The sequence below is a fragment of the Desulfonatronum zhilinae genome (genome assembly GCF_900182865.1).
GTDB lineage: Bacteria > Desulfobacterota > Desulfovibrionia > Desulfovibrionales > Desulfonatronaceae > Desulfonatronum > Desulfonatronum lacustre.
This window is the reverse complement of the sequence record NZ_FXUJ01000004.1, coordinates 48,332-70,958: the sequence shown is the minus strand read 5'-3', so window position 1 is coordinate 70,958 and position 22,627 is coordinate 48,332. Positions and strand designations below refer to the sequence as shown.

Genomic DNA, 22,627 nt, shown 5'->3' with positions numbered 1-22,627 from the left:
TCTTTTACCAGCGAAAATGCGCGAAGGCCTTGTTCGCGTCGGCCATCTTATGCGTGTCTTCACGCTTTTTCACGGCTCCGCCGCGATTGTTGTAGGCATCCAGAAGCTCCGCGCCCAGACGCTGAACCATGCCCTTCTCCCCTCGATTCCGGGAGTAGTTGATCAGCCAGCGAATGGCCAACGAAGTTTGCCGACCGGAAGCGACCTCCACCGGAACTTGGTAGGTCGCGCCGCCCACGCGCCGAGACTTGACCTCGACCTGGGGACGGACGTTGTCCACGGCCTGCTCGAACGACTTCAAGGCCGGCTCCTGGGTTTTCTCGGAGAGGAAGTCCAGGGCTTGAAAGAAGATGCCTTCGACAACGCTTTTCTTTCCACCATACATCAACCGATTGATGAACCTGGTGACCAACTGACTGCCGTACACCGGGTCAGGCAGAATGACTCGCTTCGGAATGGGTCCTTTTCTTGGCATGTTTCTCTGGTCCTTTTACGATTTTGGTCGCTTCGCCCCGTACTTGGAGCGGCTCTGACGACGATCCTGTACTCCGGAGGTGTCCAGGCTGCCACGCACGATATGGTAACGCACGCCGGGCAGGTCCTTGACACGACCGCCGCGAATCATAACCACGGAGTGCTCTTGAAGATTATGGCCTTCCCCGGGAATATAGGAAGTCACTTCGATCCCGTTGGTCAACCGGACCCTGGCCACTTTTCGCAATGCCGAGTTCGGCTTCTTCGGAGTGGTCGTATAGACCCGGACGCAGACGCCGCGCCGTTGCGGACAGCTCTGCAGGGCCGGGGTCTTTTTCCGCTTTTCGATTTTCTTTCGCTCATTGCGAATCAACTGACTGATCGTGGGCATACATACGTCTCCAGATTGAACGTCAAAAGAGGGGATGTTTATTATTTCAAGCTCTGCTTGTCAACCCTTGTTTCAAACTCCGATCCAAGGGCCGATCTCATGCCCCGATTTCGGGCATAAAAAAGTGGAAACCGGACGGCCGGTCTCCACTTTTCGCGGACAATCACGAAGCCAAGCCGTGATTATGCCCGGGGCATGCGCCCGATAGCGGTTAGTATTCGTCCACCAATAGATGGTCCTGCTCCAGGCCTTCCAAAAAAGAATCCTCGCGTTCCGGTTGATCAGGGACGCTGATGTCGCAGTCCGTATAGCGACGATACCCCGTACCGGCCGGAACGAGCCGCCCGACGATCACGTTTTCCTTGAGTCCCATCAGATAGTCCTCCTTGCCTCGCAGGGAAGCCTCAGTCAGGACCTTGGTCGTTTCCTGGAACGACGCGGCGGAGATGAACGAGTCCGTGTTCAAGGAAGCCTGGGTGATGCCCAACACCAGCGGCTCGGCCACCGCCGGCTGCAGTCCGTTTTCCAGACAACGCAGGTTCTCCTGCATGAATCGGTGCTTGTCCACCTGCTCGCCAAGAAGAAACGGCGTCTCTCCCGGCTCAATGACCTGGACCTTTTTCAACATCTGACGCACGATCACTTCAATGTGCTTGTCGTTGATCTGCACCCCTTGGTGTCGATACACGTCCTGGACCTCTTCCACGAGATACTTGGCCAACTGCTTCTCACCTTTGATCTTCAGGATGTCGTGCAGTTCGGGATAGCCTTCGGTCAGCAATTCTCCGGCTTCGACCAGGTCGCCCTCCTGCACCGTGATGTGCTTGCCCTTGGGTACCAGGTATTCTTTCGGCTCACCGGTGTCCGGGGTGACGATCAACTTGCGCTTGCCCTTGGCGTCCGGACCGAAGGAAACGAGCCCGTCGATTTCCGAAACCACTCCCAGTTCCTTGGGCTTGCGGACCTCGAACAGCTCGGCCACCCGGGGAAGACCACCGACGATGTCGCGGGTCTTGGAGGTCTCCCGCGGCTTTCGGGCGATGATGTCTCCGGGACGGACCTGGTCGCCGTCCTGGACCATGAGCACCGCGCCCACCGGCAATTGGAACATGGCCGGCGAATTGGTCCCCGGACGGATCACCTGGTTGCCCTGATCATCATGGATGGCAATGGCCGGACGATAGTTGGTCGTCCGGTACTCAATGATGGTCTTGGTGGTCCGCAGAGTGGTTTCATCCATCTTGTCCTGGAAGGTCCGGCCCTCGATGATGTCCGTAAACCGGACCGAGCCTTCCACGTCCACGACAAAAGGCTCGTTGAAGGGGTCCCACTCCACCAGCAACTTACCCTTTTCCACTTCCTGCTGGTCCTGGACGAACAGCTTCGCGCCCAGGGGCAAAGTGTACTTTTCCCGCTCCCGCCCTTGATCATCCACGATGCTCAACTGGCCGCTCTTGTTGATGATCAGGGCGTGACCTTCGGAGTTCTCCACGGTCTTGACCCGGGACAGGATCACCCGACCGACGAAATGGGCCGTGATGGAGGATTGTTCGATTTCCTTGGACGCAGTGCCGCCGATGTGGAAGGTGCGCATGGTCAGCTGCGTACCCGGCTCGCCGATGGACTGGGCCGCGATGATTCCCACGGCCTCGCCCACGTTGACCAGACGGCCCGTGGCCAAATCCTGGCCGTAACAGGACGCGCAGACCCCGTGGGGGCTCTTGCAGGTGACCACCGAGCGCACCGTCATGGAGTTCAGGCCCGAGGTCTCGATCATCTGGGCGTACTGCTCGCTGATCAGGGTGTTCGCCGGAATCATCACCTCATCCGTGACCGGATCAAAGACGTCGAACATGGTCAACCGGCCGGCAACGCGTTGACTCAGCCGCTCCTTTATCTCTCCGGCCTTGATCATGTGTCCGATGTCCAGGCCGTCCACTGTGCCGCAGTCTTTTTCATAGATCTGCACGTCCTGGACCACGTCCACCAGCCGTCGGGTCAGGTATCCCGAGTTGGCCGTCTTCAGCGCCGTGTCCGCCAAGCCTTTTCGTGCTCCGTGGGTGGAAATGAAGTACTGGAGCACGGTCAGGCCCTCGCGAAACGAGGCCGTGATCGGTGTTTCAATAATTTCCCCGGACGGTTTGGCCATCAGGCCGCGCATCCCGGCCAGCTGACGCATCTGGTCCGGGTTGCCCCGCGCGCCGGAGGTGGACATCATGAAGATCGGGTTGAAGCTGATGTTCTCCTCTTGCCGCCCGGAACGTTCATCGGTCAGGACCTCATGAGACATCTTGTGCATCATTTCCTTGGCCACGTCGTTGGTGGCCTTGGTCCAGACGTCCACGACCTTGTTGTATTTCTCGGTCCTGGTGATGATTCCGTCGCGGTACTGGGCCTCGATGTGGGTCACCTCTTCAAAGGAGTTGTTCAGGATGACTTCCTTTTGCTCCGGGATCGTCAAGTCCTTCAAACCCACGGAAAGACCGGCCCGGGTGGAGAACTCGTACCCCATGTCCTTGAGGCGGTCGCAAAGGATGACCGTGGCCTTGATCCCGGCCCGGCGATACGCCTCGCCCACCAGGCGGGCGATGCTCTTCTTGTTCAGGAGTTGGTTGACCAGTTCGAACGGGACTCCCGGAGGAAGCAGTTCCGAAACCAGGATTCTCCCCGGAGTGGTGTCCACCAGCTTCCCGTCCATCCGGACCTTGATCCGGGCATGAAGATCAATGGCCCCGGCGTCATAAGCCGCGCTGACCTCCCACGTATCGGCGAAAACCTTGCCTTCTCCCCTGCTGAAGGACCGATCCACCGTCAGGTAGAACAAGCCGAGCACGATATCCTGGCTGGGAACGATGATCGGCACCCCGTTGGCCGGGGACAGAATATTGTTCGTGGACATCATCAGCACCCGGCATTCGATCTGGGCCTCAATGGACAAAGGAATGTGCACGGCCATTTGGTCGCCGTCAAAGTCCGCGTTGAACGCGGTGCAGACCAGCGGATGGAGCTGAATGGCCTTGCCTTCCACCAGCAGAGGCTCGAAAGCCTGAATCCCCAAGCGGTGCAAGGTGGGGGCGCGGTTGAGCATGATCGGGTACTCCCGGACCACGTCTTCCAGGATATCCCAGACCACCACTTCCTCCCGTTCGACCATCTTCTTCGCGCCTTTGATGGACGTGGTCAGGCCGCGCTTCTCCAACTGGGAGTAGATGAAGGGCTTGAACAATTCCAGGGCCATCTTCTTGGGCAGGCCGCACTGGTGCAGCTTCAGCTTCGGCCCGACCACGATCACTGATCGACCGGAATAGTCCACTCGCTTGCCCAGAAGATTCTGACGGAACCGGCCTTGCTTGCCCTTGATCATGTCGCTCAGGGACTTGAGCGGACGTCCATTCGTTCCGGAAATCGGCCGCCCGCGTCGACCGTTGTCGAACAGCGCGTCCACGGACTCTTGGAGCATCCGCTTTTCGTTGCGGATGATGATGTCAGGAGCGCCCAGTTCCATCAACCGCTTCAGACGATTGTTCCGGTTGATCACCCGGCGGTAAAGGTCATTGAGATCCGAAGTCGCGAAGCGACCGCCGTCCAGGGGCACCAAGGGCCGCAACTCCGGCGGGATGATCGGGATGACTTCCATGATCATCCACTCCGGGCGATTTCCGGATTCCAGAAAGGCCTCAATGATCTTCAGGCGCTTGGCCACCTTCTTCTTTTTCGTCTGAGACTTGGTCTTGGCGCCCTCTTCACGCAGCTCGGTCCTGAGCGCCGCCAAATCCAGCTCCTCAATCAGCTTGCGAATGGATTCCGCGCCCATGCCCACGGTGATGGCGTCTTCGCCGAAGTGTTCGATCACCTGATAGTACTGTTCCTCGGAGATGACCTGATATTTCAGCAAGTTGGTCTGCCCGGGGTCCAGGACGATGAAGGAATCGAAGTACAGCACCTTTTCCAGATCGGCCATGGTCATGTCCAAAAGGGTGCCGATCTTGGAGGGCAGGCTTTTCAAAAACCAGATGTGGGCCACCGGCGAGGCCAGCTCGATGTGCCCCATCCGCTCCCGGCGGACCTTGGAGGCGATCACCTCCACCCCGCACTTCTCGCAGACGATCCCCCGGTGCTTCATCCGCTTGTACTTACCGCAATTGCACTCGTAATCCTTTACCGGACCGAAAATCTTGGCGCAGAACAGACCGTCCCGCTCCGGCTTGAAGGTGCGGTAATTGATGGTTTCCGGTTTCTTGACCTCGCCAAAGGACCATTCACGAATGGTCTCCGGCGCGGCGATGGATATCTTAATGCCCTTGAGCGTTTTGCTGTTGGGCGTGGTTGAAGAACTTCCCCGCATGGAAAAAAGTTCGTCTAAAGTCATGGCGTGTCCCCCTTGGGTCCTCGGATCACTCTCTGTGGCAAACCGCTCTCAATCTCGACCGGATGATCTCCAATCGAGAAAAACCGCTCCATCGTAAGCCGTCGGGCATCCCAGTGCAGGCTTTGCGTCCGGGATGCTTTCCAACGTCCTGTTAGGCGGAACCGCGGCGTTTCTTTTTCTCTTCCTGGAGCAACGTGACGTCCAACCCCAGGGACATCAATTCCTTGATCAACACATTGAAGGATTCCGGCAGACCGGCCTCGAGAAAGTTGTCGCCCTTGACGATCTTCTCGTACATGTGCACCCGACCGGTGACGTCGTCGGACTTGACGGTCAGGAACTCCTGGAGCACATGGGCCGCGCCGTAGGCTTCCATGGCCCAGACTTCCATCTCGCCCAGCCGCTGTCCGCCGAACTGCGCCTTGCCGCCCAGCGGCTGCTGGGTGACCAGGGAGTAAGGCCCCGTGGAGCGAGCGTGAATTTTTTCGTCCACCAAGTGGTGCAGCTTCAGGATGTACATGCTGCCCACGGTCACCCGGTTGTGGAAGGCCTCGCCGGTGCGGCCGTCAAAGAGGACACTCTTGCCGTCATCCGGCAATCCGGCCTTGCGCAGCCACTTCCAGATTTCTTCCTCGTGGGCGCCGTCAAAAACCGGACTCTTGGTGATGATTCCGTTACGCAGTTCCCGCACGGCGGTGACGAATTCCTCGTCGTCCTGCTCGTCGACCAAGGAGGAGATGGCCTCCGAGTCGAAGACGTCCTTGATCTCCCGGCGCAGATGGGCCACATCGTCGCCTTGTTCGACCATCCGGGCCACCTGTTTGCCCAGTTCCAGCGCGCCCCAGCCCAGGTGGGTTTCCATGATCTGCCCGATGTTCATTCGAGAGGGCACGCCCAACGGGTTCAGGACGATATCCACCGGGGTTCCGTCGGCGAAGAACGGCATGTCTTCCTCGGGCAAAATACAGGAAACCACGCCCTTGTTGCCATGACGGCCGGCCATCTTGTCGCCCACGGACAGTTTACGCTTCACGGCCACGTAGACCTTGACCATCTTGATCACGCCCGGGGGCAAATCGTCGCCCTCGGTGATCCGCTCGCTTTTGACCTTGTAGGATTCCTGAACAAAGCTGATCTGCCGTTCATAGTCCTGAATCAATTCCTGAAGCTGGTCGTTCACGGCCTTGGCCGCGAACAATCCGGTCAGTTTTTTCAACGGCACCTGATCCAGAACGTCGCGGGTCATGAACATGTTCGCTTCCACGAGCACTTCGCCCTTGCGCTTGCCCATCAGGGTCTGGTCGAGCCGCTTTCCGTCCACCACCCGCCAGATCTTTTCACGCATGGCCTCGGTCAGCCCGGAAATGATCTGCCGCTCCTTGGCTTCCAGCCGGATCAACTTGTCCTTTTCAATGGCCTTGGAACGATCATCCTTGTCGCCCATCCGCCGGTTGAAAACCCTTACGTCGATGACCGTGCCCTCGATGCCCGGCGGGACTTTGAGCGAGGAATTCTTCACGTCCCGGGCCTTGTCCCCGAAAATGGCCCGGAGCAATTTTTCCTCGGGCGTAAGCTGGGTTTCTCCCTTGGGCGTGATCTTACCCACCAGGATGTCGTCGGGCTGAACCGGCGCGCCGATACGGATGATCCCGCTTTCGTCCAGGTTGCGCAGCATCTCCTCACCGACATTGGGAATATCCTTGGTCACCTCTTCCGGACCCAGCTTGGTATCCCGAGCCACCAACTCGAATTCCTCGATGTGCATGGAGGTGAAGACGTCTTCCTTGACCACCCGCTCGGAAATCAGGATGGAGTCCTCGAAGTTGTAACCGCACCAGGGCATGAAAGCCACGAGCAGGTTCTTGCCCAAGGCGAGTTCGCCCTGCTGAATGCCGGGGCCGTCGGCAAGCACCTGCCCTTTGGTAATGGCCTGGCCTTCCATGACCAGCGGCTTTTGCCCAAAACAGGTGTTCTGGTTGGACTTGTGAAACTTGAGCAGTTCATAAACCTTCAAGCCTCCGGTTTCCGGGAACAGGTCGCCCTCATAGCTAACCACGATCCGTTCGGCGTCGGCGTAGCGCACCACGCCGTCCCCGGCGGCCAGAACGCAGCTTCCGGAATCCTGGGCCACGATGCTCTCCATGCCCGTGCCGACGATGGGCCGTTCACAACGCAGCAAAGGAACAGCCTGACGCTGCATGTTCGATCCCATTAAGGCCCGGTTGGCGTCGTCATGTTCCAAAAAGGGGATCAAGGACGCGGAAACCGAAACAATCTGGCTTGGAGAGATGTCCATCAAGGTCACCTCGTCCCGGTTGACCAGGGCGAAGTCGCCCTTGACCCGGGCCGTGACGATCTCGTTGACGAAACGGCCGTCCTGGTCCAGCTCGGCGTTGGCCTGGGCGATGACCTCCCCGGCCTCGCGGGAGGCGTCCATGTACAACACTTCTTGGGAGGCCTGAGCGTTTTTGACGATCCGGTACGGACTTTCGATGAAGCCGAAGGCGTTGACCTGACCAAATGTGGTCATGGAGACGATCAAGCCGATATTCGGCCCTTCCGGCGTTTCAATGGGACAAATCCGCCCGTAGTGGCTGGTATGCACGTCCCGGACCTCGAACCCGGCGCGGTCGCGGGTCAGACCGCCGGGACCCAACGCGGAAAGACGCCGCTTGTGAGTCACCTCGGAAAGCGGGTTGGTCTGGTCCATGAACTGGGAAAGCTGGGAAGTGCCGAAAAATTCCTTGATCGCGGCCACCACCGGCTTGGGATTGATCAGATCGTGGGGCATCAGCGTGGCCACGTCCTGGAGGCTCATCCGCTCCTTGATGGCCCGCTCCATGCGCACCAAACCGATCCGGTACTGGTTCTCCACCAGCTCGCCCACGGGCCGGACACGCCGATTGCCCAGGTGGTCGATGTCGTCGGACGGCCCATGCGAGTCCTTCAACTCCACCAGATGCTTCAGGGCCTTGAGGATGTCGTCGTTGGTCAGGGTCCGCTGGTCCAGGGGCACATCCAGGCCCAGCCTGGAATTCAGCTTATAGCGGCCCACCGGAGAAAGGTCGTAATAGTCCGGGTTGCGGAACAAATTGTCGAAAAAGGTCGCGGCAACCTCGGCCGTGGGAGGAGAACTGGGTCGCAACCGGCGGAAAATTTCCACCTGAGCGGACTCGATGTCCGTGGTCTTGTCCAACTGCATGGTCTCGCGAACCGTGGCCGAAACTTCAACCCCGGTGATGTACAGCACCGGGAGGCGCAGCAGATTGGCTTCCTTGCACTGCTCCAGGAACGCTTCGGTGATTTCGTCGCCCACCTGGGCCAACACTTCTCCGGTTTGAGGATGGACGACGTCCTGGGCCAGAAATTGACCGGGCAGTTGGTCGGGGTCGATCTCCAGCTTGGTGATCCCGGCCTTGATGATCTTCTTCCAGATCCGAGCCTTGACCATGGTTCCGGCAGAAGCCAGAACCTCGCCGGAAGAATCCGCCACGTCCGCGTAGAGTTGCTCCTTGCGGACCAGGGATTCCTGAATCTCGCGATAGACCTTGTCGCCTTCGAGTTGGTAGTATTCGGTCTTGTAAAAATAGTTCAGAATGTCTTCATTGGTCATCCCCATGGCCTTGAGCAGGATGGTCACCGGCATCTTGCGACGCCGGTCGATGCGCACATAAAAAATATCCTTGTGGTCGAATTCAAAATCCAGCCAGGATCCGCGCATGGGAATGATCCGCGAGGAATAGAGCACCTTCCTGCTGGTGTGGGTCTTGCCGAAGTCGTGCTCGAAAATAATTCCCGGAGAACGCTGCAACTGGTTGACGATCACCCGTTCGGTTCCGTTGATGATGAAGGTGCCCTTTTCCGTCATCAAGGGAATCGTGCCGAAATAGATGTCCTGTTCCTTGATGTCCCGGATGGACCTGTTCCCTGTTTCCTCATCCACGTCAAAGACCACGAGCCGGACGCGAATGCGGACGGGGGCTTCGTGGTGCAACCCTTTGGCCAGACATTCCGCGACGTCGAATTTGGGTTGACCAATTTCGTAGCTGACGAACTCCAGCGTCGCGGTCTTATTGAAGTCGTGAATGGGAAAAACAGAGCGAAAAACGCCTTCAAGTCCAACATCTGCTCTCGCGGCCGTCGCGATATCCTTTTGAAGAAAGTGGTGATAGGATTGAATTTGGAGTTCGAGAAGATGGGGAGTATTGAGAACACTTTGGATTTTACCAAACTTTTTAACAAGTTGTGTCATCGTCACCCTCAACGTAATGCGTGTAAAAAGTTTCTATGATAAATGCGCGTCCGGGCGCATGAGCGTGTAATTGCAACGGCATGTGACGACAAATCGACAGTCGTCATCACGACAATCTCGATCTTCGGAGATATTGATTCATCGCCCTGAATCAGATAAAAGGTGTGAGGATCGGATCATGCCAGCTAATATTGTGAGGTGAAAGATTCTGAACGGCGGATTCGGAATCCGAGGAGATGTTGACGGTTAATGCCCTATGTGCCTGAAGCGCGGAGTGTATCCACGGTGCATGATCACTGGCGCGCGATCTCTTAAAAAAGACCCAGCCGCGAAGCGAAGTACCGACCGATGGAGCACATGCGGAACGTCATGACGGTTCGATGTCCAACTTCGCGAATTCGCCGGTACGTGCCGGTGATCACGAATCCATTCGCCCTTTGGGCATTCGGCGTTCATCTTGCCGTGGATCGACGTGCGGGTTGTCGAGCATTACGAAAGGAAAATATCCTATCACTCACCTTGACGCGGTGATACGTTTTTTTCCATATTCCCCATTGACCATGGGCGTGCAGGAAAAAGACGGGTTCGGTACGAACTGATAATCACAAAAGGAAACAGGAAGCGCGGGAATCCCGCGCTTCCTGAAATGCATACCCGGTTCTCGACTACTTCAATTCGACCGTCGCGCCGGCCTCTTCCAACTGCTTCTTCGCGTCTTCGGCATCGGCCTTGGCAACCGCTTCCTTGATCACGGAAGGAGCTTCGTCGACCTTGGCCTTGGCTTCCTTCAGCCCCAAACCCGTCAAGGCGCGAACGACCTTGATCACGTTGATCTTGTTGCCGCCGGCGCCGGCCAGGACGACGTCGAACTCTGTCTTTTCCTCGGCGGCAGGGGCATCCCCACCGGCAACCGGAGCAGCGGCCACGGCGGCCACGGGAGCAGCGGCGGAGACGCCGAACTTCTCTTCCAGTTCCTTGATGAACTCGGCGAGTTCCAGGACGGTCATGTTGGAGATGAATTCAACAACTTGTTCTTTGGTAACGCTCATGATGGTATTCTCCTGATGGCTTAAGCTTTGGCTCGTAAGATTAAACTGATTGCGTCTGTTCTTTCTGGTCCTTGATCGCGTTCAAGGCGTACAGGAAGTTCCGCAAAATATTGGCGAACAACCCGACAAAATTGGTCGGCACCGCATTCATGGTCCCCAGGGCCCTGGCCAGCAACACTTCCCTTCCGGGCAGCTTGGCCAACTCGTCGATCTGAGCGGAGGACAAAAATTTGCCTTCAAGGCTCGCGAACCGAGTGCTGAAATTCTTGGCACCTTTTTCGAATTCGACAAGAATCTTGGCCGCGGCGACCGGGTCCCCGGCGGTAAAGGCAATGGCGCAGCAATCCTTGAGCGAGTCGTTCAAGACCGCGTGCGGCGTACCGTCCAGAGCAATGCGAGCCAGAGTGTTCTTGACGACATGATAATCCACTCCGGATTCCCGAAGCTTGACGCGCAACGGCGTCACTTCCTCAACCTTCAGACCTTTGAAGTCCGTCACGATGGCGATGTTGGCCGTGGAAGCCTTGCCTCGCAATTTCTCAATGACTTCGCCTTTTTGCGTTCTATTCACGTGTTCTCACCTCCTTTGCGGCATGGTACGGCAAAGAAGAGCCAAAGTGGGTCTCGGCAGGAAATTAAGGAGATCGCTCCACCTGCTGTCTTTGACTCCGGATTTGCCATCCGAAAAATGAAACATCGAGCCCGCTGAACACGGGCTCGACGGATTCGTGCGGCGGGACGTCAGTCTCGCGGCATGCTCTGCATATCGAGCTTGATGCCGGGCCCCATGGTCGTGGAAACGGCCATGGAACGGAAATACGTGCCCTTGGCCGAGGCGGGCTTGAGACGGGTGAGAGTGTCGACGACGGTGCGCAGATTGTCCACGAGCTTGTCCGCACCGAAAGAAACCTTGCCCAAGGGAGAGTGAATCACTCCGGCCTTGTCCACCTTGAACTCGACGCGACCGGCCTTCATTTCCTTGACCGCCTTGCCGATGTCGAAGGTTACGGTTCCGGTCTTGGCATTGGGCATCAGGCCGCGCGGTCCGAGAATCCGCCCGATCTTTCCGATCTGGGCCATCATGTCAGGAGTGGCCACGGCCTGATCGAATTCAAGCCAGCCTTCCTTGATTTTCTCGATCAGATCGTCGCCGCCGACGAAATCGGCTCCGGCTTCCCTGGCCTCAGCCTCCTTGTCTCCTTTGCAGAACGCGGCGACCCGGACTTCCTTGCCCAGGCCGTGCGGCAAGGTCACCGCACCTCGGACCATTTGATCCGAGTACTTGGGATCAACTCCGAGACAGACAGCGACGTCGACGGTTTCGTCGAACTTCGCGTAAGCAAGCTTCAAGGCCAAATCCAAGCCGTCCTTGACCGGAAACTTGTTCTTCAGGTCCAGATCCTGGACGGCATTGCGATATTTTTTTCCATGTATGGGCATGATCTTTCTTCCTTTCCCCTAAATTTCAACCTCAAGTCCCATGCTCCGCGCTGTTCCCATGACGGTCAGCATAGCTGCATCGAGGCTCCCCGCGGTCAAATCCGGCATCTTCAACTTGGCGATCTCCTCCACCTGGGCCTTGGAGACCTTGCCGACCTTGGTCTTATTCGGTTCACCGGATCCCTTGTCCAGCTTGGCGGCTTTCAGCAGCAACACCGAGGCCGGAGGGGTCTTGGTGACGAAGGTGAAGGTTCTGTCCGCGTACACCGTGATGATCACGGGAGTGATCATGCCTTTTTGGTCCTGCGTCTTGGCGTTGAAGCTCTTGCAGAACTCCATGATGTTCACCCCGTGCTGCCCCAACGCGGGGCCGACGGGAGGAGAAGGGTTGGCAGCTCCGGCCGGAACCTGGAGCTTGATTTTCGCTTTGATTTTCTTGGCCATGAATATACCTGCTCAATGATCCGCGACAATACGGAATTATGTTTTGCTCACCTGGACGAATTCCAGTTCCACCGGCGTCTGCCTCCCGAAAATGGAGACCGTCACCTTCAACTTGCCCTTATCGTAGTTGACCTCTTCCACAACGGCGTTGAAATTGGCGAACGGTCCGTCGATGACGCGCACCTCGTCGCCACGTTCAAAGGAAAATTTGGGACGGGGCTGCTCCTGACGCGTTTCCATCATTTCCAAAATTTTCAACGCCTCCCGCTCCGGCATGGGCAACGGTCTGTTCTTTCCCCCCAAAAAACCGGTCACCCGGGGCAGGGATTGGACCAGATGCCAGGACTCGTCGGTCAGAACCATCTTGACCATGATGTATCCGGGGTAAAACTTGCGCGTAGAGGTCTTTTTCTCCCCCTTTACAAGCTCCACCACCTTCTCCGTCGGAACGACGACTTCCTCGATCAGACCAAGCGCTCTGCTGGTCCGGATCATTTCTTTGATGGTTCGTTCAACACGCTGTTCAAATCCCGTATGCGTGTGGACGATGTACCATTGCGGTTTCGCTGTTGTCGTTTCCATGGATATCAAGGGGGTTGCCCGTCGTGAGCGCCGTGAGGCTCAACAGAAGGATTTGGACGAGTGAATTTGAGCCTAGTAGAGTATCACTTCAACGATTTTGGCCAGGGCCAGATCAACGAGACCAAGAAAGAGCGACATGATGACCACAAGAACGACGACGGCCATACAGGTGGCCGTCGTCTCCTTGCGTGTCGGCCAGGTCACTTTCTTCAACTCCAGCTTGGATTTTTCAAAAAAATCCTTGAACTGATGCGCTTTTTCCTTGATGTCGAAGCGTTTGGCCGGAGCCTTTTTATCGTCGCCAGATTGTAGTTTCGCCATATCCCATCCGTTAAGAAGTTGGCAGGCCAGGAGGGATTCGAACCCCCAGCCCCCGGATTTGGAGTCCGGTGCTCTAACCGTTAGAGCTACTGGCCTGCGATACAGAGAAAACGTCGCTTACTTCGTTTCCCGATGGACCCGATGCCCTCCGCAGAACGGACAAAACTTCTTCATTTCGATCCGCCCCGTGGAGTTTTTCTTGTTTTTCTCCGTGGCGTAATTGCGTCGCTTGCAGTCGAGGCAAGCCAGCAAAACATTGATTCGCATAACGCTTCCTTTAGTTCAGGATGCCGAAACCGGGCTATTCGACGATTTCGGAGATGACGCCGGCGCCGACGGTCCGGCCGCCTTCGCGGATGGCGAAGCGCACGCCAAGTTCCATGGCGATGGGGGCGATCAGCTCCACGTTGAAGGTCGCATTGTCCCCGGGCATGACCATTTCCACGCCCTCGGCCAGGGTCACCACGCCGGTGATGTCCGTGGTCCGGAAGTAGAACTGCGGGCGATATCCGCTAAAGAACGGGGTGTGACGCCCGCCTTCTTCCTTGGACAAGACGTATACCTCGGCCACGAACCTGCGGTGCGGGGTGATGGACTTGGGAGCGGCCAAAACCTGTCCTCGTTCCACATCCTCACGTTTCACGCCGCGCAAAAGCGCGCCGATATTGTCGCCGGCCTGACCCTGGTCCAGCAGCTTGCGGAACATCTCGACGCCCGTGCAGACCGTCTTGCGGGTTTCGTTGATCCCCACGATCTCCACTTCCTCGCCGACCTTGACCACGCCGCGCTCAACCCGGCCCGTGACAACCGTGCCGCGACCGGAAATGCTGAACACGTCCTCAATGGGCATCAAGAACGGCTTATCGATGTCGCGCACCGGCTCCGGAACGTAGCTGTCCAGGGCGTCCATCAGGTCGAAGATGCACTTGGCGTCCGGGCTGTCCACGCCATCGGCCTCCAGGGCCTTCAAGGCGCTGCCCTGGATCACCGGAACATCGTCGCCGGGAAAACCGTACTTGGACAGCAGTTCGCGGACTTCCAACTCAACCAGCTCCAGCAGTTCCGGGTCGTCCACCAGGTCGACCTTGTTCATGAAAACCACCAGACAGGGAACGCCGACCTGGCGAGCCAGGAGAATGTGCTCACGGGTCTGGGGCATCGGGCCGTCCGTGGCCGCGACCACCAGAATCGCGCCGTCCATTTGGGCCGCGCCGGTGATCATGTTCTTGATGTAGTCGGCGTGACCAGGGCAGTCCACGTGGGCGTAGTGCCGATTCGCGGTCTCGTATTCCACGTGCGCCGTGGCGATGGTGATTCCGCGCTCCTTTTCCTCGGGCGCCTTGTCGATCTGGTCGAACGGGACGAAGTTCGCGCCGCCCTTGATGCTCAGCATCTTGGTGATCGCGGCGGTCAACGTCGTCTTGCCGTGGTCAATGTGGCCGATGGTGCCAACATTTACGTGCGGTTTGGTCCGCTCAAATTTTGCCTTGGCCATACGATCCCCCTAACGTGAATTTTGAGTGAAAATGTTGCCGATGAACAACGACGGCGCAAAAATGCAACAAAAAGCGCTCCCGACTGAGTCGTCAAAAGAGATGGAGCCCACAACCGGATTTGAACCGGTGACCTCTTCCTTACCAAGGAAGTGCTCTACCGACTGAGCTATGTGGGCTCGTATGCTGCGTGGAGCAAATAGGGAGGCCGATGTGGAGCGGGAAACGGGACTTGAACCCGCAACCCTCAGCTTGGAAGGCTGATGCTCTAGCCAATTGAGCTATTCCCGCACGGACGCTGACACATTTATGTTCGTGTAGTCCAGCAACAGGCCCTCGAAACGTCCTGTCTCCTACAGCAATTTCAAATATGGTGGAGGGGGGAGGATTTGAACCTCCGAAAGCTTACGCTGACAGATTTACAGTCTGTTCCCTTTGGCCACTCGGGAACCCCTCCGATCAACCATCTGGTCGACTTCATGGAGCTGGCGATGGGATTTGAACCCGCAACCTGCTGATTACAAGTCAGCTGCTCTACCGTTGAGCTACGCCAGCCACAAAGAGAGAGGCATTTACATGGGGCTGAAAAAAAATGCAAGCTCTCGGGCGACATTTTTTCGAATCAAAGCCGTCGGTATCATCGTTTCCCCTGGATCAACTTGAATTCCTTACCTGAATCGGCTCGAAATTTCGGAAGGAGTATCTCGCGATGATGCAGACCGATCCACCCCACGTCCGGCCCCGAACCATACAGTGGGTCGAATAACACCGGAAGGCCGATGGAGGCCAGGTGCGCCCGAATCTGATGGCGACGGCCTTTATGAATTTCCACCCTGACCGCGGTGATCTCCCCGGTGTTTTCCCAAACGGGCCCCCAAGGAACTTTTGGGACGCCTTCTCCCCCCAAGCGCGCCGAGCGCCCCAAAACCTCCGCGACTTCCAGGCACTCTGCCTTGGTCGCGACCAGAGGCGTCACCCGTGTCCAGCGCAACGCATCCGGCTCATCCACGCCTAAAGCCCGCACCTTGCGCCGCTTGGCCGTGTCCAGGGCCGACCGGATCACCAGGGACCGGTTCAGCCGTCCATGCACCACGGCCAGATACTCCTTGCGCACCCGACCCTGATCCTGCCATACGGCATAATCCCGGGCCGCCCGCTGATGCAAGGCCGCCAGGACCAGCCCGGAAACCGGCTGATCCAGACGATTCAGGAGGATCGCTGAAGCCCCGGGGAACAGATCAGACAAGGTCTCCTCCAGAGTCAGCCTTACCCCGTCCACGCCCCGGTTCCGGGGCCTGCCGATCAAATCCAAGCAAGGCCCCTCGGGAAGTCTTTCGGGAAGCCGTTCACAGTGCATCCCGGCAGGCTTGACCAGAGCCGCGAAATCGGCATTCCGACCCGCCACATGAATTACCGGGGCCTCGGCCTCCAAAGGCGTCCAAACGTCTCCTTGTCGCGTCAGGTCGCACTCTTGACCGCCCACGTGATCCGTTATCCGAACCCGCTGCCCCCCGGACACCCGAAACCCCGCCGCCCGAGCCCGCCCATCCACATAAACCAGATGATTCTCAAGAATCCGCCTCGCCCCCCGCCTTCCCAACCCCGGCACCAACCGTGCCAGGGCCTGATCCAGACGCAAGCCATGGCAGTCGTCCGGAAGCACAAGCTCCGGTGAGAACGGTTCGATGTTGGGCGTATCAGAGCCGAGACGGGTCATTTCCGAATCAATTTGAGCAATATCGTCGAGATGACGTTTTTTTGTTAAGATTCTGTCCTCCGCGTGGGCACTCTCCTCTATGTTACTGATAAAAATCATTTATCGAGGGGGGGGGGCTTTGCCCTTTCCACGAACGCTTGTTTACGCGCAATGGACCGCCGGACTACAGGATTGTTGCGATTTTCGTAAAGTCATAGCCAGGGGCAAACAAACGCGTCAAGTACGACGGTCAGACACAGCCGATTCTTGACTTGCATCCGAAAAGCGCTAATTTCTCCTCTCATCCCATGTTTATCAGGGAGTCGCAGCCATGCAGATCATCCTTTTTTCACACCTCGCCCACCCGCCGCAACGGGATGCCCTGACGGATGCACCAGCATTATTATGGTGCATGGCCGGGGCCTGAAGGCGCTCGTCGCGTTCAGGCCCATCCTTCTGGTGTTGATTCCGCTTCGCTCGGCCCCTTCCCCAATCCGAGCGACTTCGTTCACAAAAGAGACGACATGGACCGCGAGCCGAGGTGTCGGAGCGCTGGAACCGGGTCTTGATCCGAGTTTATCCTGTGCGACCCAAACTGTGACCGTGACCTCGTCCACGAGCCTGATATTGGAGTCATCATGACGCAGATTGTCAAACGTCCGGAAACCCTGCCAAAAGTTCGGCCCTCGGAAGCCCGACGCCTGGAACCGGTCCGGACGCAAACGGTCACCTTTGAAGGGCCCGGAGAAACCCTGCACCTGGAGTCCGGGCAGACCTTGCACCCCGTCACTGTAGCCTATGAAACCTATGGTCGCTTGAATGAAGGACGGGACAACGCCGTGCTGGTCTGCCACGCCTTGTCCGGTGACGCTCATGCCGCTGGATACTACGGTCTGGAAAAGGATGAAAAGCCGGGGTGGTGGGACGTCCTGATCGGGCCGGGCAAGCCGTTGGACACGGATAAGTACTTCGTGATTTCAAGCAATTTCCTTGGCGGATGCAAGGGCTCAACCGGACCCTCCAGCATCGATCCGGTCACGGGCAAGCCGTATGGGCTGGACTTCCCCTTTTATACGGTCAAGGACATGGTCCAGGTCCAGCGTCGGCTGCTCAAGCACCTGGGCGTGCCCCGGCTGCTGGCCGTGATCGGCGGGTCCCTGGGTGGGATGCAGGTCTTGCAGTGGGCCATCAGCTTCCCGGAAATGGTCCGCGGGGCCATTCCCATCGCCACCACGGCCCGGCTTTCGCCCCAGGCCATCGCCTTCAACGAGGTGGCCCGGCAGGCGATCATGAGCGATCCGGACTGGAACGAGGGCGACTACTCCTTGGACGCCCAGCCGGAACGGGGGCTGGGACTGGCCCGAATGATCGGACACATCACCTATCTTTCAGAGCAGGCCATGCTCCACAAGTTCTCCCGCCGCTACATCAACGGCCAGGGCCGTTCCTTCTGCCTGACCAAAGACTTTCAGGTGGAAAGCTACCTGCATCATCAGGGATCAAGCTTCGTGCGCCGCTTCGACGCCAACACCTATCTCTACATCACCAGGGCCATGGACTATTTCGACCTGGAAGCGGCCTACGGACGCCTGTCCACGGCCTTTTCCGGCTGCCGTTGTCCGTTCTTGGTCGTTTCTTTCACCAGCGACTGGCTCTTCCCTCCGGAGCAGTCACGGGAACTGGTCCAGGCCCTGCGCCGGGTCGGCCTGGACGTCTCCTACTGCAACATCGAAAGCAACCAGGGCCATGACGCCTTCCTGCTGCCCGGCCATCGCATGGGCGACGTGGTGGCCGGTTTTCTGGATCGTCTGACCAGGATGGCCGCGCCATGAACGCCCATTGCGTCACCGCTCAGCAGGTGGACTGGAGCCGCAGCCGTCCTCGGGACCGGGCTCTGGACACGTTCATCGTCAGCCTGGTGCCCCAGAGGGCCAGGGTGCTGGACCTGGGTTGCGGCAACGGGGACCTGTTGTTGCGTCTGAAAGCGGATCGGAAGGTGGAAGAACGCGGAGTGGAGCTGGAGCCGGGGGCCGTGGCCGAGTGCCTGAGCCGTGGCCTGTCCGTGATCCAGGCCGATCTGGAGGAAAGTTTGACTGATTTGCGGGAAGGGGCCTTCGACGTGGTGGTGCTCAACCAGGTGCTCCTGGCCACGGCCAGACCGCTGCACCTATTGACCGAAGCCCTGCGGGTGGGACGGCGGGTCCTGGTCAGCTTCCCCAACTTCACCTACTGGCGGATCCGCTCCCAGATCGTGTTCAAAGGCCGCCTGCCCGTGAACCCGACCCTACCCTACCAGTGGTACGACACCCCGAACATCCGCCTGGCCACGGTCAAGGACTTCCGTGCCCTGTGTCAGGAAAAGCGCTGGAAGGTGAATACAGAGCTGTTCGTCAACCTGGACCGCCAAGACCTCCCCCGACCTGTCCGCTTCTGGCCGAACATGCGGGCCTCGCTGGCACTTTTCGCGCTGGAGCGGGGGCAGGGCTGATCTTCTGAAGTCACCCTGCCCCGCCTAGCAACCGCCCGTCGGCCAAACGCAAAATGCGCCCGGCATGTCGGGCATTGTCTTTGCTGTGGGTGACCATGACAATGGTCCGGCCCTTGGCGTTGAGGCGGCCGAGCAGGCCCATGACTTCGGCCCCGGTCTTGCTGTCCAGGTTGCCCGTGGGTTCGTCGGCCAGGAGGATCGGCGGGTCGTTGACCACGGCCCGGGCAATGGCCACCCGCTCCTGTTCGCCGCCGGATATCTCGCTGGGCAACCGCCGGGCTTTCTTGTCCAACCCCATTTCAGCCAGGGCCGCCAGGGCCCGCTCCTCCTTGCGCTTGCGGGGCTCGGAGATCACGGCCAGGGGAATCATCACGTTTTCCAGGACGTTCAGATAGGGCAGCAGGTGGAAGCTCTGGAACACGAAGCCCAGGTACTCCCGGCGAAAGTCCGCCCGCTGGTCCTGGTTCAGATCGTAGATGTTCAGGTCGTCCACGGTGAGGGTCCCGGACGTGGGGGTGTTCAGCGCGCCCAGAATGGACAACAGCGTGGACTTGCCCGAGCCGGACTGGCCCATGACGGCCACGAATTCTCCGCTGGTGATGCGCAGACTGACCTTGTCCAGGGCGATCACGGCGGCCTCGCCCTGGCCGTATTGTTTGCTTAAATCAATGGCGATGATGTCGCTCACGAAATTTTCCTCATGCATTTTACAATCGCTTGAAATCGTTCATTTTCAACAGAGCATATTCGCAAGCTGTTCAAAAACCACGATGGCAAGGCGCAAAAAGCGATCAGGACCGAAGCGTATTGCTTCATACGTGAGGGCTTGATCGCTTTGCGGCAACGCAGCCGGCGGGGATTTTTCAACAGCTTGCTACATCGCCCGCAACGCCTCGTTGGGATCCATCCGCGAAGCCATCAGGGCCGGGTAGACGCTGGCCGTCAGGCCCACCAGCACGGCCAGTCCGATGGCCAGCACGGGCAGCAGCGGATCGCCGTGGATGGCGTGGTGCGACAGGGATTGGTCCATTTCGCCGATGGTGAACAACGGCAAGGCCAGGCGCACCGCTGCCTGCCCCAGGAGGTAGCCCAGAGCCCCGCCCACCAGGGAGAGTATCCCGGCCTCCAAAAAAATGATCCGCATTACGTGCCCGCGACGGTAGCCGATGGCCCGGAACACGCCGATTTCCGACGCCCGTTCGCGGACGTTGCCCATCATGGAGACCAGGACCATCAAGCCGGAAACCACGATGACCACGCCGCAGACGCCGTAGGCGAACTTCTCGAAGTGATCCATGGCCTGCATCCGGCTTTCCACCACCTGCTGGATGGCCATGACCTGGGTGTTCGGCAGGGCCATGGCGATGTACTCCACCATGTCCTCAATGGGACAACCGTGACACAGGGCCGCCACTTCGGCCATGGACACCAGGCCTTCCTTGTCCAGGATGCGCTGGGCCGTGCGCAGCGGGGTGAACAGCAGGTGATCGTCCTGGGATCCGGAAGGTTCCAGGACTCCGGAGACCGTCAATTCGTTCGCGACTTCACCCGCCTCTACCCGCAGGACGTCGCCGGGACCGAGGGACAGGAGGCGCGCCGCTTCCGCGCCGAGGAGAATGTGGTTTTCCAGGTCGGGAACCGTTCCCACGACACGCCACCACGGTTTGAGCACCGTCGCGGCGTTGAAATCCAGCCCGGCCAGCAGCACGTTGTGCCCTTGGGCCTGTACCACGCCCAGGACCACCGGCCCCAGGGCGGCGATATTCTGGCTGTAGGGAATGGTATAGACTTTTTGCAGTTCCTCCTCGTGTATCTTGCGCACGTCGAAGGACACGCCGCCCAGGGAGATCCCTCCGTAGCTCAGGGCCAGACTGTCGCTTTGCGGCAGGATGACGATGTTCGCCCCGTACTGCTCCATTTGCAGCAGCATGTTCGATGAGACGGCTTGCCGCAGGCCGAGCAGGGCGACCACCGTGGCCACGGCGATGAGCAGGCCGGTGAGCACGAAGGCGGCCTTGGCCTTCCTGCGCTTGATGTTGGCGATGGCGATGGAGTTGAGGTTCATCCGCGTCCGCTCCCTGGTCCGAAGTCGAAATACCGCCGTCCTTCCAGCACGTCCCCGGCCCGGATCACCAGATCGCCTTCACGCAGTCGACTGGCCAGGGGCGTGGGGTTGCAGCCCCCGCGGACCTCGCCGATAATCCGGGACGGAAAGCGCATATTGCAATTACGGCAGATCATCGCGTCCCCGTCCTGGACATAGCCCATATCGGCCTGCCAGCAGACGTCGCAGGCGTCGAAGGCCGTGCGGAGCACGCCGTCCGGCGTTCGCAGGGCAAAATACCTGATGCCCACCCCGTCCTCCGTGCGCAGCACAAAATGCCGGGCCTGGCCGTCGGCAAACAGGGCGGCCGAGTGGACCAACTCGCCGTTGACCGGCGTGACGATGGTCGCTTCAACGCTCTTGTCCCCTGGTCCGGAATGGGTGAAAAGCAGGAAGACAATTATCATCAAGATCAGGGCGCAGGCGGCGAGGATGATTTTTCGCGACGCCGAAGGCGGTGCGCCGGTTGGCGACGAGCCCAGCACAGCGGCCCTTTTGGCGGTGAGATTGTTCTTTGACGAGGGTTGCTTGGGGGTGTCTGACGTCATTGGGACCTCCAGGGACGCACATGGATGAGGTTTGACCTTATTTCGGACAAAGAAGGTAAGGATTGCGCTTTGCATTGGCAAGTCGAATTTGGCAAACAAGTGTTGCGACAATGTGATGCAACAGGCTGAAACAGGATGACGAGGAAAAAACTATGCACGACACCGAGAAACAATGGCCGGAAATCGCGGCAAACCAGCTCCGGACCATGCGCCGGACCGGGCCGCTGGTGCACAACATCACCAACTTCGTGGTCATGGGTGTGACCGCAAACGTCCTGCTGGCCCAGGGGGCGTATCCGGTGATGGCGCATGCGCCGGAGGAAGTGGAAGAAATGACCGGGCTGGCCAGCGCCCTGGCCCTGAACATCGGCACCTTGAGCGGCCCCTGGGTGGAGGCCATGATCCTGGCCGGAAAAAAGGCCAATGAGCTGAACAAGCCGGTGGTCCTGGACCCGGTTGGGGCCGGGGCGACACGGTATCGGACCGAAACCGTGAACCGGATTCTGGACGCCGTGAGTATTTCCGTGCTGCGCGGCAATCCGTCCGAAATCCTGGCCGTTTCCGGGGGCCAGGGCGGCGCGCGGGGGGTGGACGCGGTGCATGGCGTGGAGGAAATCACCGATACGGCCCGGGAGTTGGCAGCCAAACTGAACTGCGTGGTGGCGGTTTCCGGGCAACGCGACCTGGTCACGGACGGCCGATGCATCGTCCGTCTGTCCGGAGGCTCCCCCCTGATGACCAAGATCACTGGCATGGGTTGCGCCCTGAGTTCCACCGTGGCCGCGTTTGTCGGCGCGGGGAGCGAGGCCCTGGCCGGGACCGTGGGCGCCATGGCTCTCTACAATGTGGCCGGAGAGCTGGCGGCCCAGAAATCCACCGGCCCCGGCAGCTTTGAACCGGCCTTTCTGGACATTCTGGCCCTGGTCGGGGATGATCAGATGTTGCGGGCGGAGGCATGCTCCGCTTAACTACTTGC

The 22,627-nt window shown here is 58.9% G+C and carries 19 protein-coding genes and 5 tRNA genes; 3 read left to right on the top strand and 21 right to left on the bottom strand.

What is annotated here, in order from left to right:
* Positions 1-4 precede the first annotated feature (4 nt).
* The 18 genes from rpsG to AC559A_RS05060 form a co-directional block, all read right to left on the bottom strand.
* The gene (gene rpsG / locus AC559A_RS05145; RefSeq protein ID WP_028573520.1) at positions 5-475 is read right to left on the bottom strand and encodes a 30S ribosomal protein S7; all 471 of its coding nucleotides are present in this window, start codon (positions 473-475) and stop codon (positions 5-7) included.
* Positions 476-490: 15 nt separating this feature from the next.
* Complete coding sequence (gene rpsL / locus AC559A_RS05140; protein ID WP_028573519.1) at positions 491-865, bottom strand: 30S ribosomal protein S12; 375 nt, start codon at positions 863-865, stop codon at positions 491-493.
* Positions 866-1,076: 211 nt separating this feature from the next.
* Positions 1,077-5,234 carry a DNA-directed RNA polymerase subunit beta' gene (rpoC, locus tag AC559A_RS05135; RefSeq protein WP_028573518.1) on the bottom strand — a complete coding sequence of 1,386 codons (4,158 nt, stop codon included), beginning with the start codon at positions 5,232-5,234 and terminating at the stop codon, positions 1,077-1,079.
* A 151-nt stretch (positions 5,235-5,385) separates the two neighbouring features.
* Positions 5,386-9,486, bottom strand: coding sequence for a DNA-directed RNA polymerase subunit beta (gene rpoB / locus AC559A_RS05130; RefSeq protein WP_498816611.1), 4,101 nt, complete (start codon positions 9,484-9,486; stop codon positions 5,386-5,388).
* Between the two features lie 665 nt (positions 9,487-10,151).
* Positions 10,152-10,535, bottom strand: a complete 384-nt coding sequence (gene rplL, locus AC559A_RS05125) for a 50S ribosomal protein L7/L12 (protein WP_028573516.1) — start codon at positions 10,533-10,535, stop codon at positions 10,152-10,154.
* A gap of 40 nt (positions 10,536-10,575) precedes the next feature.
* Positions 10,576-11,106: a 50S ribosomal protein L10 gene (rplJ, locus tag AC559A_RS05120; RefSeq protein ID WP_028573515.1), complete on the bottom strand. Its 531-nt coding sequence runs from the start codon at positions 11,104-11,106 to the stop codon at positions 10,576-10,578.
* A 170-nt stretch (positions 11,107-11,276) separates the two neighbouring features.
* A complete protein-coding gene (gene rplA, locus AC559A_RS05115) occupies positions 11,277-11,975 on the bottom strand; it encodes a 50S ribosomal protein L1 (RefSeq protein WP_028573514.1) in 699 nt (232 codons plus the stop codon).
* Positions 11,976-11,993: 18 nt separating this feature from the next.
* Positions 11,994-12,419: a 50S ribosomal protein L11 gene (gene rplK, locus AC559A_RS05110; protein WP_028573513.1), complete on the bottom strand. Its 426-nt coding sequence runs from the start codon at positions 12,417-12,419 to the stop codon at positions 11,994-11,996.
* A gap of 36 nt (positions 12,420-12,455) precedes the next feature.
* Positions 12,456-13,001, bottom strand: coding sequence for a transcription termination/antitermination protein NusG (gene nusG, locus AC559A_RS05105; RefSeq protein ID WP_028573512.1), 546 nt, complete (start codon positions 12,999-13,001; stop codon positions 12,456-12,458).
* 72 nt (positions 13,002-13,073) lie between these two features.
* Positions 13,074-13,322, bottom strand: a complete 249-nt coding sequence (secE, locus tag AC559A_RS05100) for a preprotein translocase subunit SecE (RefSeq protein ID WP_498816609.1) — start codon at positions 13,320-13,322, stop codon at positions 13,074-13,076.
* Positions 13,323-13,341: 19 nt separating this feature from the next.
* A tRNA-Trp gene (locus tag AC559A_RS05095) sits at positions 13,342-13,418 on the bottom strand.
* Between the two features lie 21 nt (positions 13,419-13,439).
* Positions 13,440-13,589, bottom strand: a complete 150-nt coding sequence (gene rpmG, locus AC559A_RS05090; RefSeq protein WP_028573510.1) for a 50S ribosomal protein L33 — start codon at positions 13,587-13,589, stop codon at positions 13,440-13,442.
* Positions 13,590-13,623: 34 nt separating this feature from the next.
* A complete protein-coding gene (gene tuf, locus AC559A_RS05085) occupies positions 13,624-14,817 on the bottom strand; it encodes an elongation factor Tu (protein ID WP_028573509.1) in 1,194 nt (397 codons plus the stop codon).
* Between the two features lie 101 nt (positions 14,818-14,918).
* Positions 14,919-14,994, bottom strand: a tRNA-Thr gene (locus tag AC559A_RS05080).
* Between the two features lie 35 nt (positions 14,995-15,029).
* Positions 15,030-15,106, bottom strand: a tRNA-Gly gene (locus AC559A_RS05075).
* An 80-nt stretch (positions 15,107-15,186) separates the two neighbouring features.
* Positions 15,187-15,272: transfer RNA gene (locus AC559A_RS05070), tRNA-Tyr, on the bottom strand.
* A 23-nt stretch (positions 15,273-15,295) separates the two neighbouring features.
* Positions 15,296-15,370, bottom strand: a tRNA-Thr gene (locus AC559A_RS05065).
* 82 nt (positions 15,371-15,452) lie between these two features.
* Positions 15,453-16,532, bottom strand: a complete 1,080-nt coding sequence (locus AC559A_RS05060; RefSeq protein WP_498816607.1) for a pseudouridine synthase — start codon at positions 16,530-16,532, stop codon at positions 15,453-15,455.
* Positions 16,533-17,149: 617 nt separating this feature from the next.
* Between AC559A_RS05060 and metX the strand changes: the two genes are divergently transcribed.
* Together metX and metW are read left to right on the top strand one after the other, a co-directional pair.
* A complete protein-coding gene (gene metX, locus AC559A_RS05055; protein ID WP_498816605.1) occupies positions 17,150-18,343 on the top strand; it encodes a homoserine O-acetyltransferase MetX in 1,194 nt (397 codons plus the stop codon).
* Entirely contained in the window at positions 18,340-18,999 is a 660-nt protein-coding gene (gene metW, locus AC559A_RS05050; RefSeq protein ID WP_498816604.1) for a methionine biosynthesis protein MetW, read from the top strand. The genes metX and metW overlap by 4 nt, the downstream gene beginning before the upstream one ends.
* 10 nt (positions 19,000-19,009) lie before the next feature.
* Here the strand turns inward: metW and AC559A_RS05045 are convergent, their stop codons facing one another.
* The 3 genes from AC559A_RS05045 to AC559A_RS05035 all read right to left on the bottom strand — a co-directional run bounded on the left by AC559A_RS05045 (position 19,010) and on the right by AC559A_RS05035 (position 21,651).
* Complete coding sequence (locus tag AC559A_RS05045) at positions 19,010-19,687, bottom strand: ABC transporter ATP-binding protein (RefSeq protein ID WP_498816602.1); 678 nt, start codon at positions 19,685-19,687, stop codon at positions 19,010-19,012.
* A 186-nt stretch (positions 19,688-19,873) separates the two neighbouring features.
* Complete coding sequence (locus AC559A_RS05040) at positions 19,874-21,064, bottom strand: ABC transporter permease (RefSeq protein ID WP_498816600.1); 1,191 nt, start codon at positions 21,062-21,064, stop codon at positions 19,874-19,876.
* A complete protein-coding gene (locus AC559A_RS05035) occupies positions 21,061-21,651 on the bottom strand; it encodes a DUF2318 domain-containing protein (RefSeq protein ID WP_051434822.1) in 591 nt (196 codons plus the stop codon). Before AC559A_RS05035 ends, AC559A_RS05040 begins: the two co-directional genes overlap by 4 nt.
* A gap of 152 nt (positions 21,652-21,803) precedes the next feature.
* Here AC559A_RS05035 and thiM point away from each other — a divergent pair, with 152 nt between their 5' ends.
* The gene (gene thiM / locus AC559A_RS05030) at positions 21,804-22,619 is read left to right on the top strand and encodes a hydroxyethylthiazole kinase (protein WP_498816598.1); all 816 of its coding nucleotides are present in this window, start codon (positions 21,804-21,806) and stop codon (positions 22,617-22,619) included.
* The last annotated feature ends 8 nt before the right edge of the window (positions 22,620-22,627 follow it).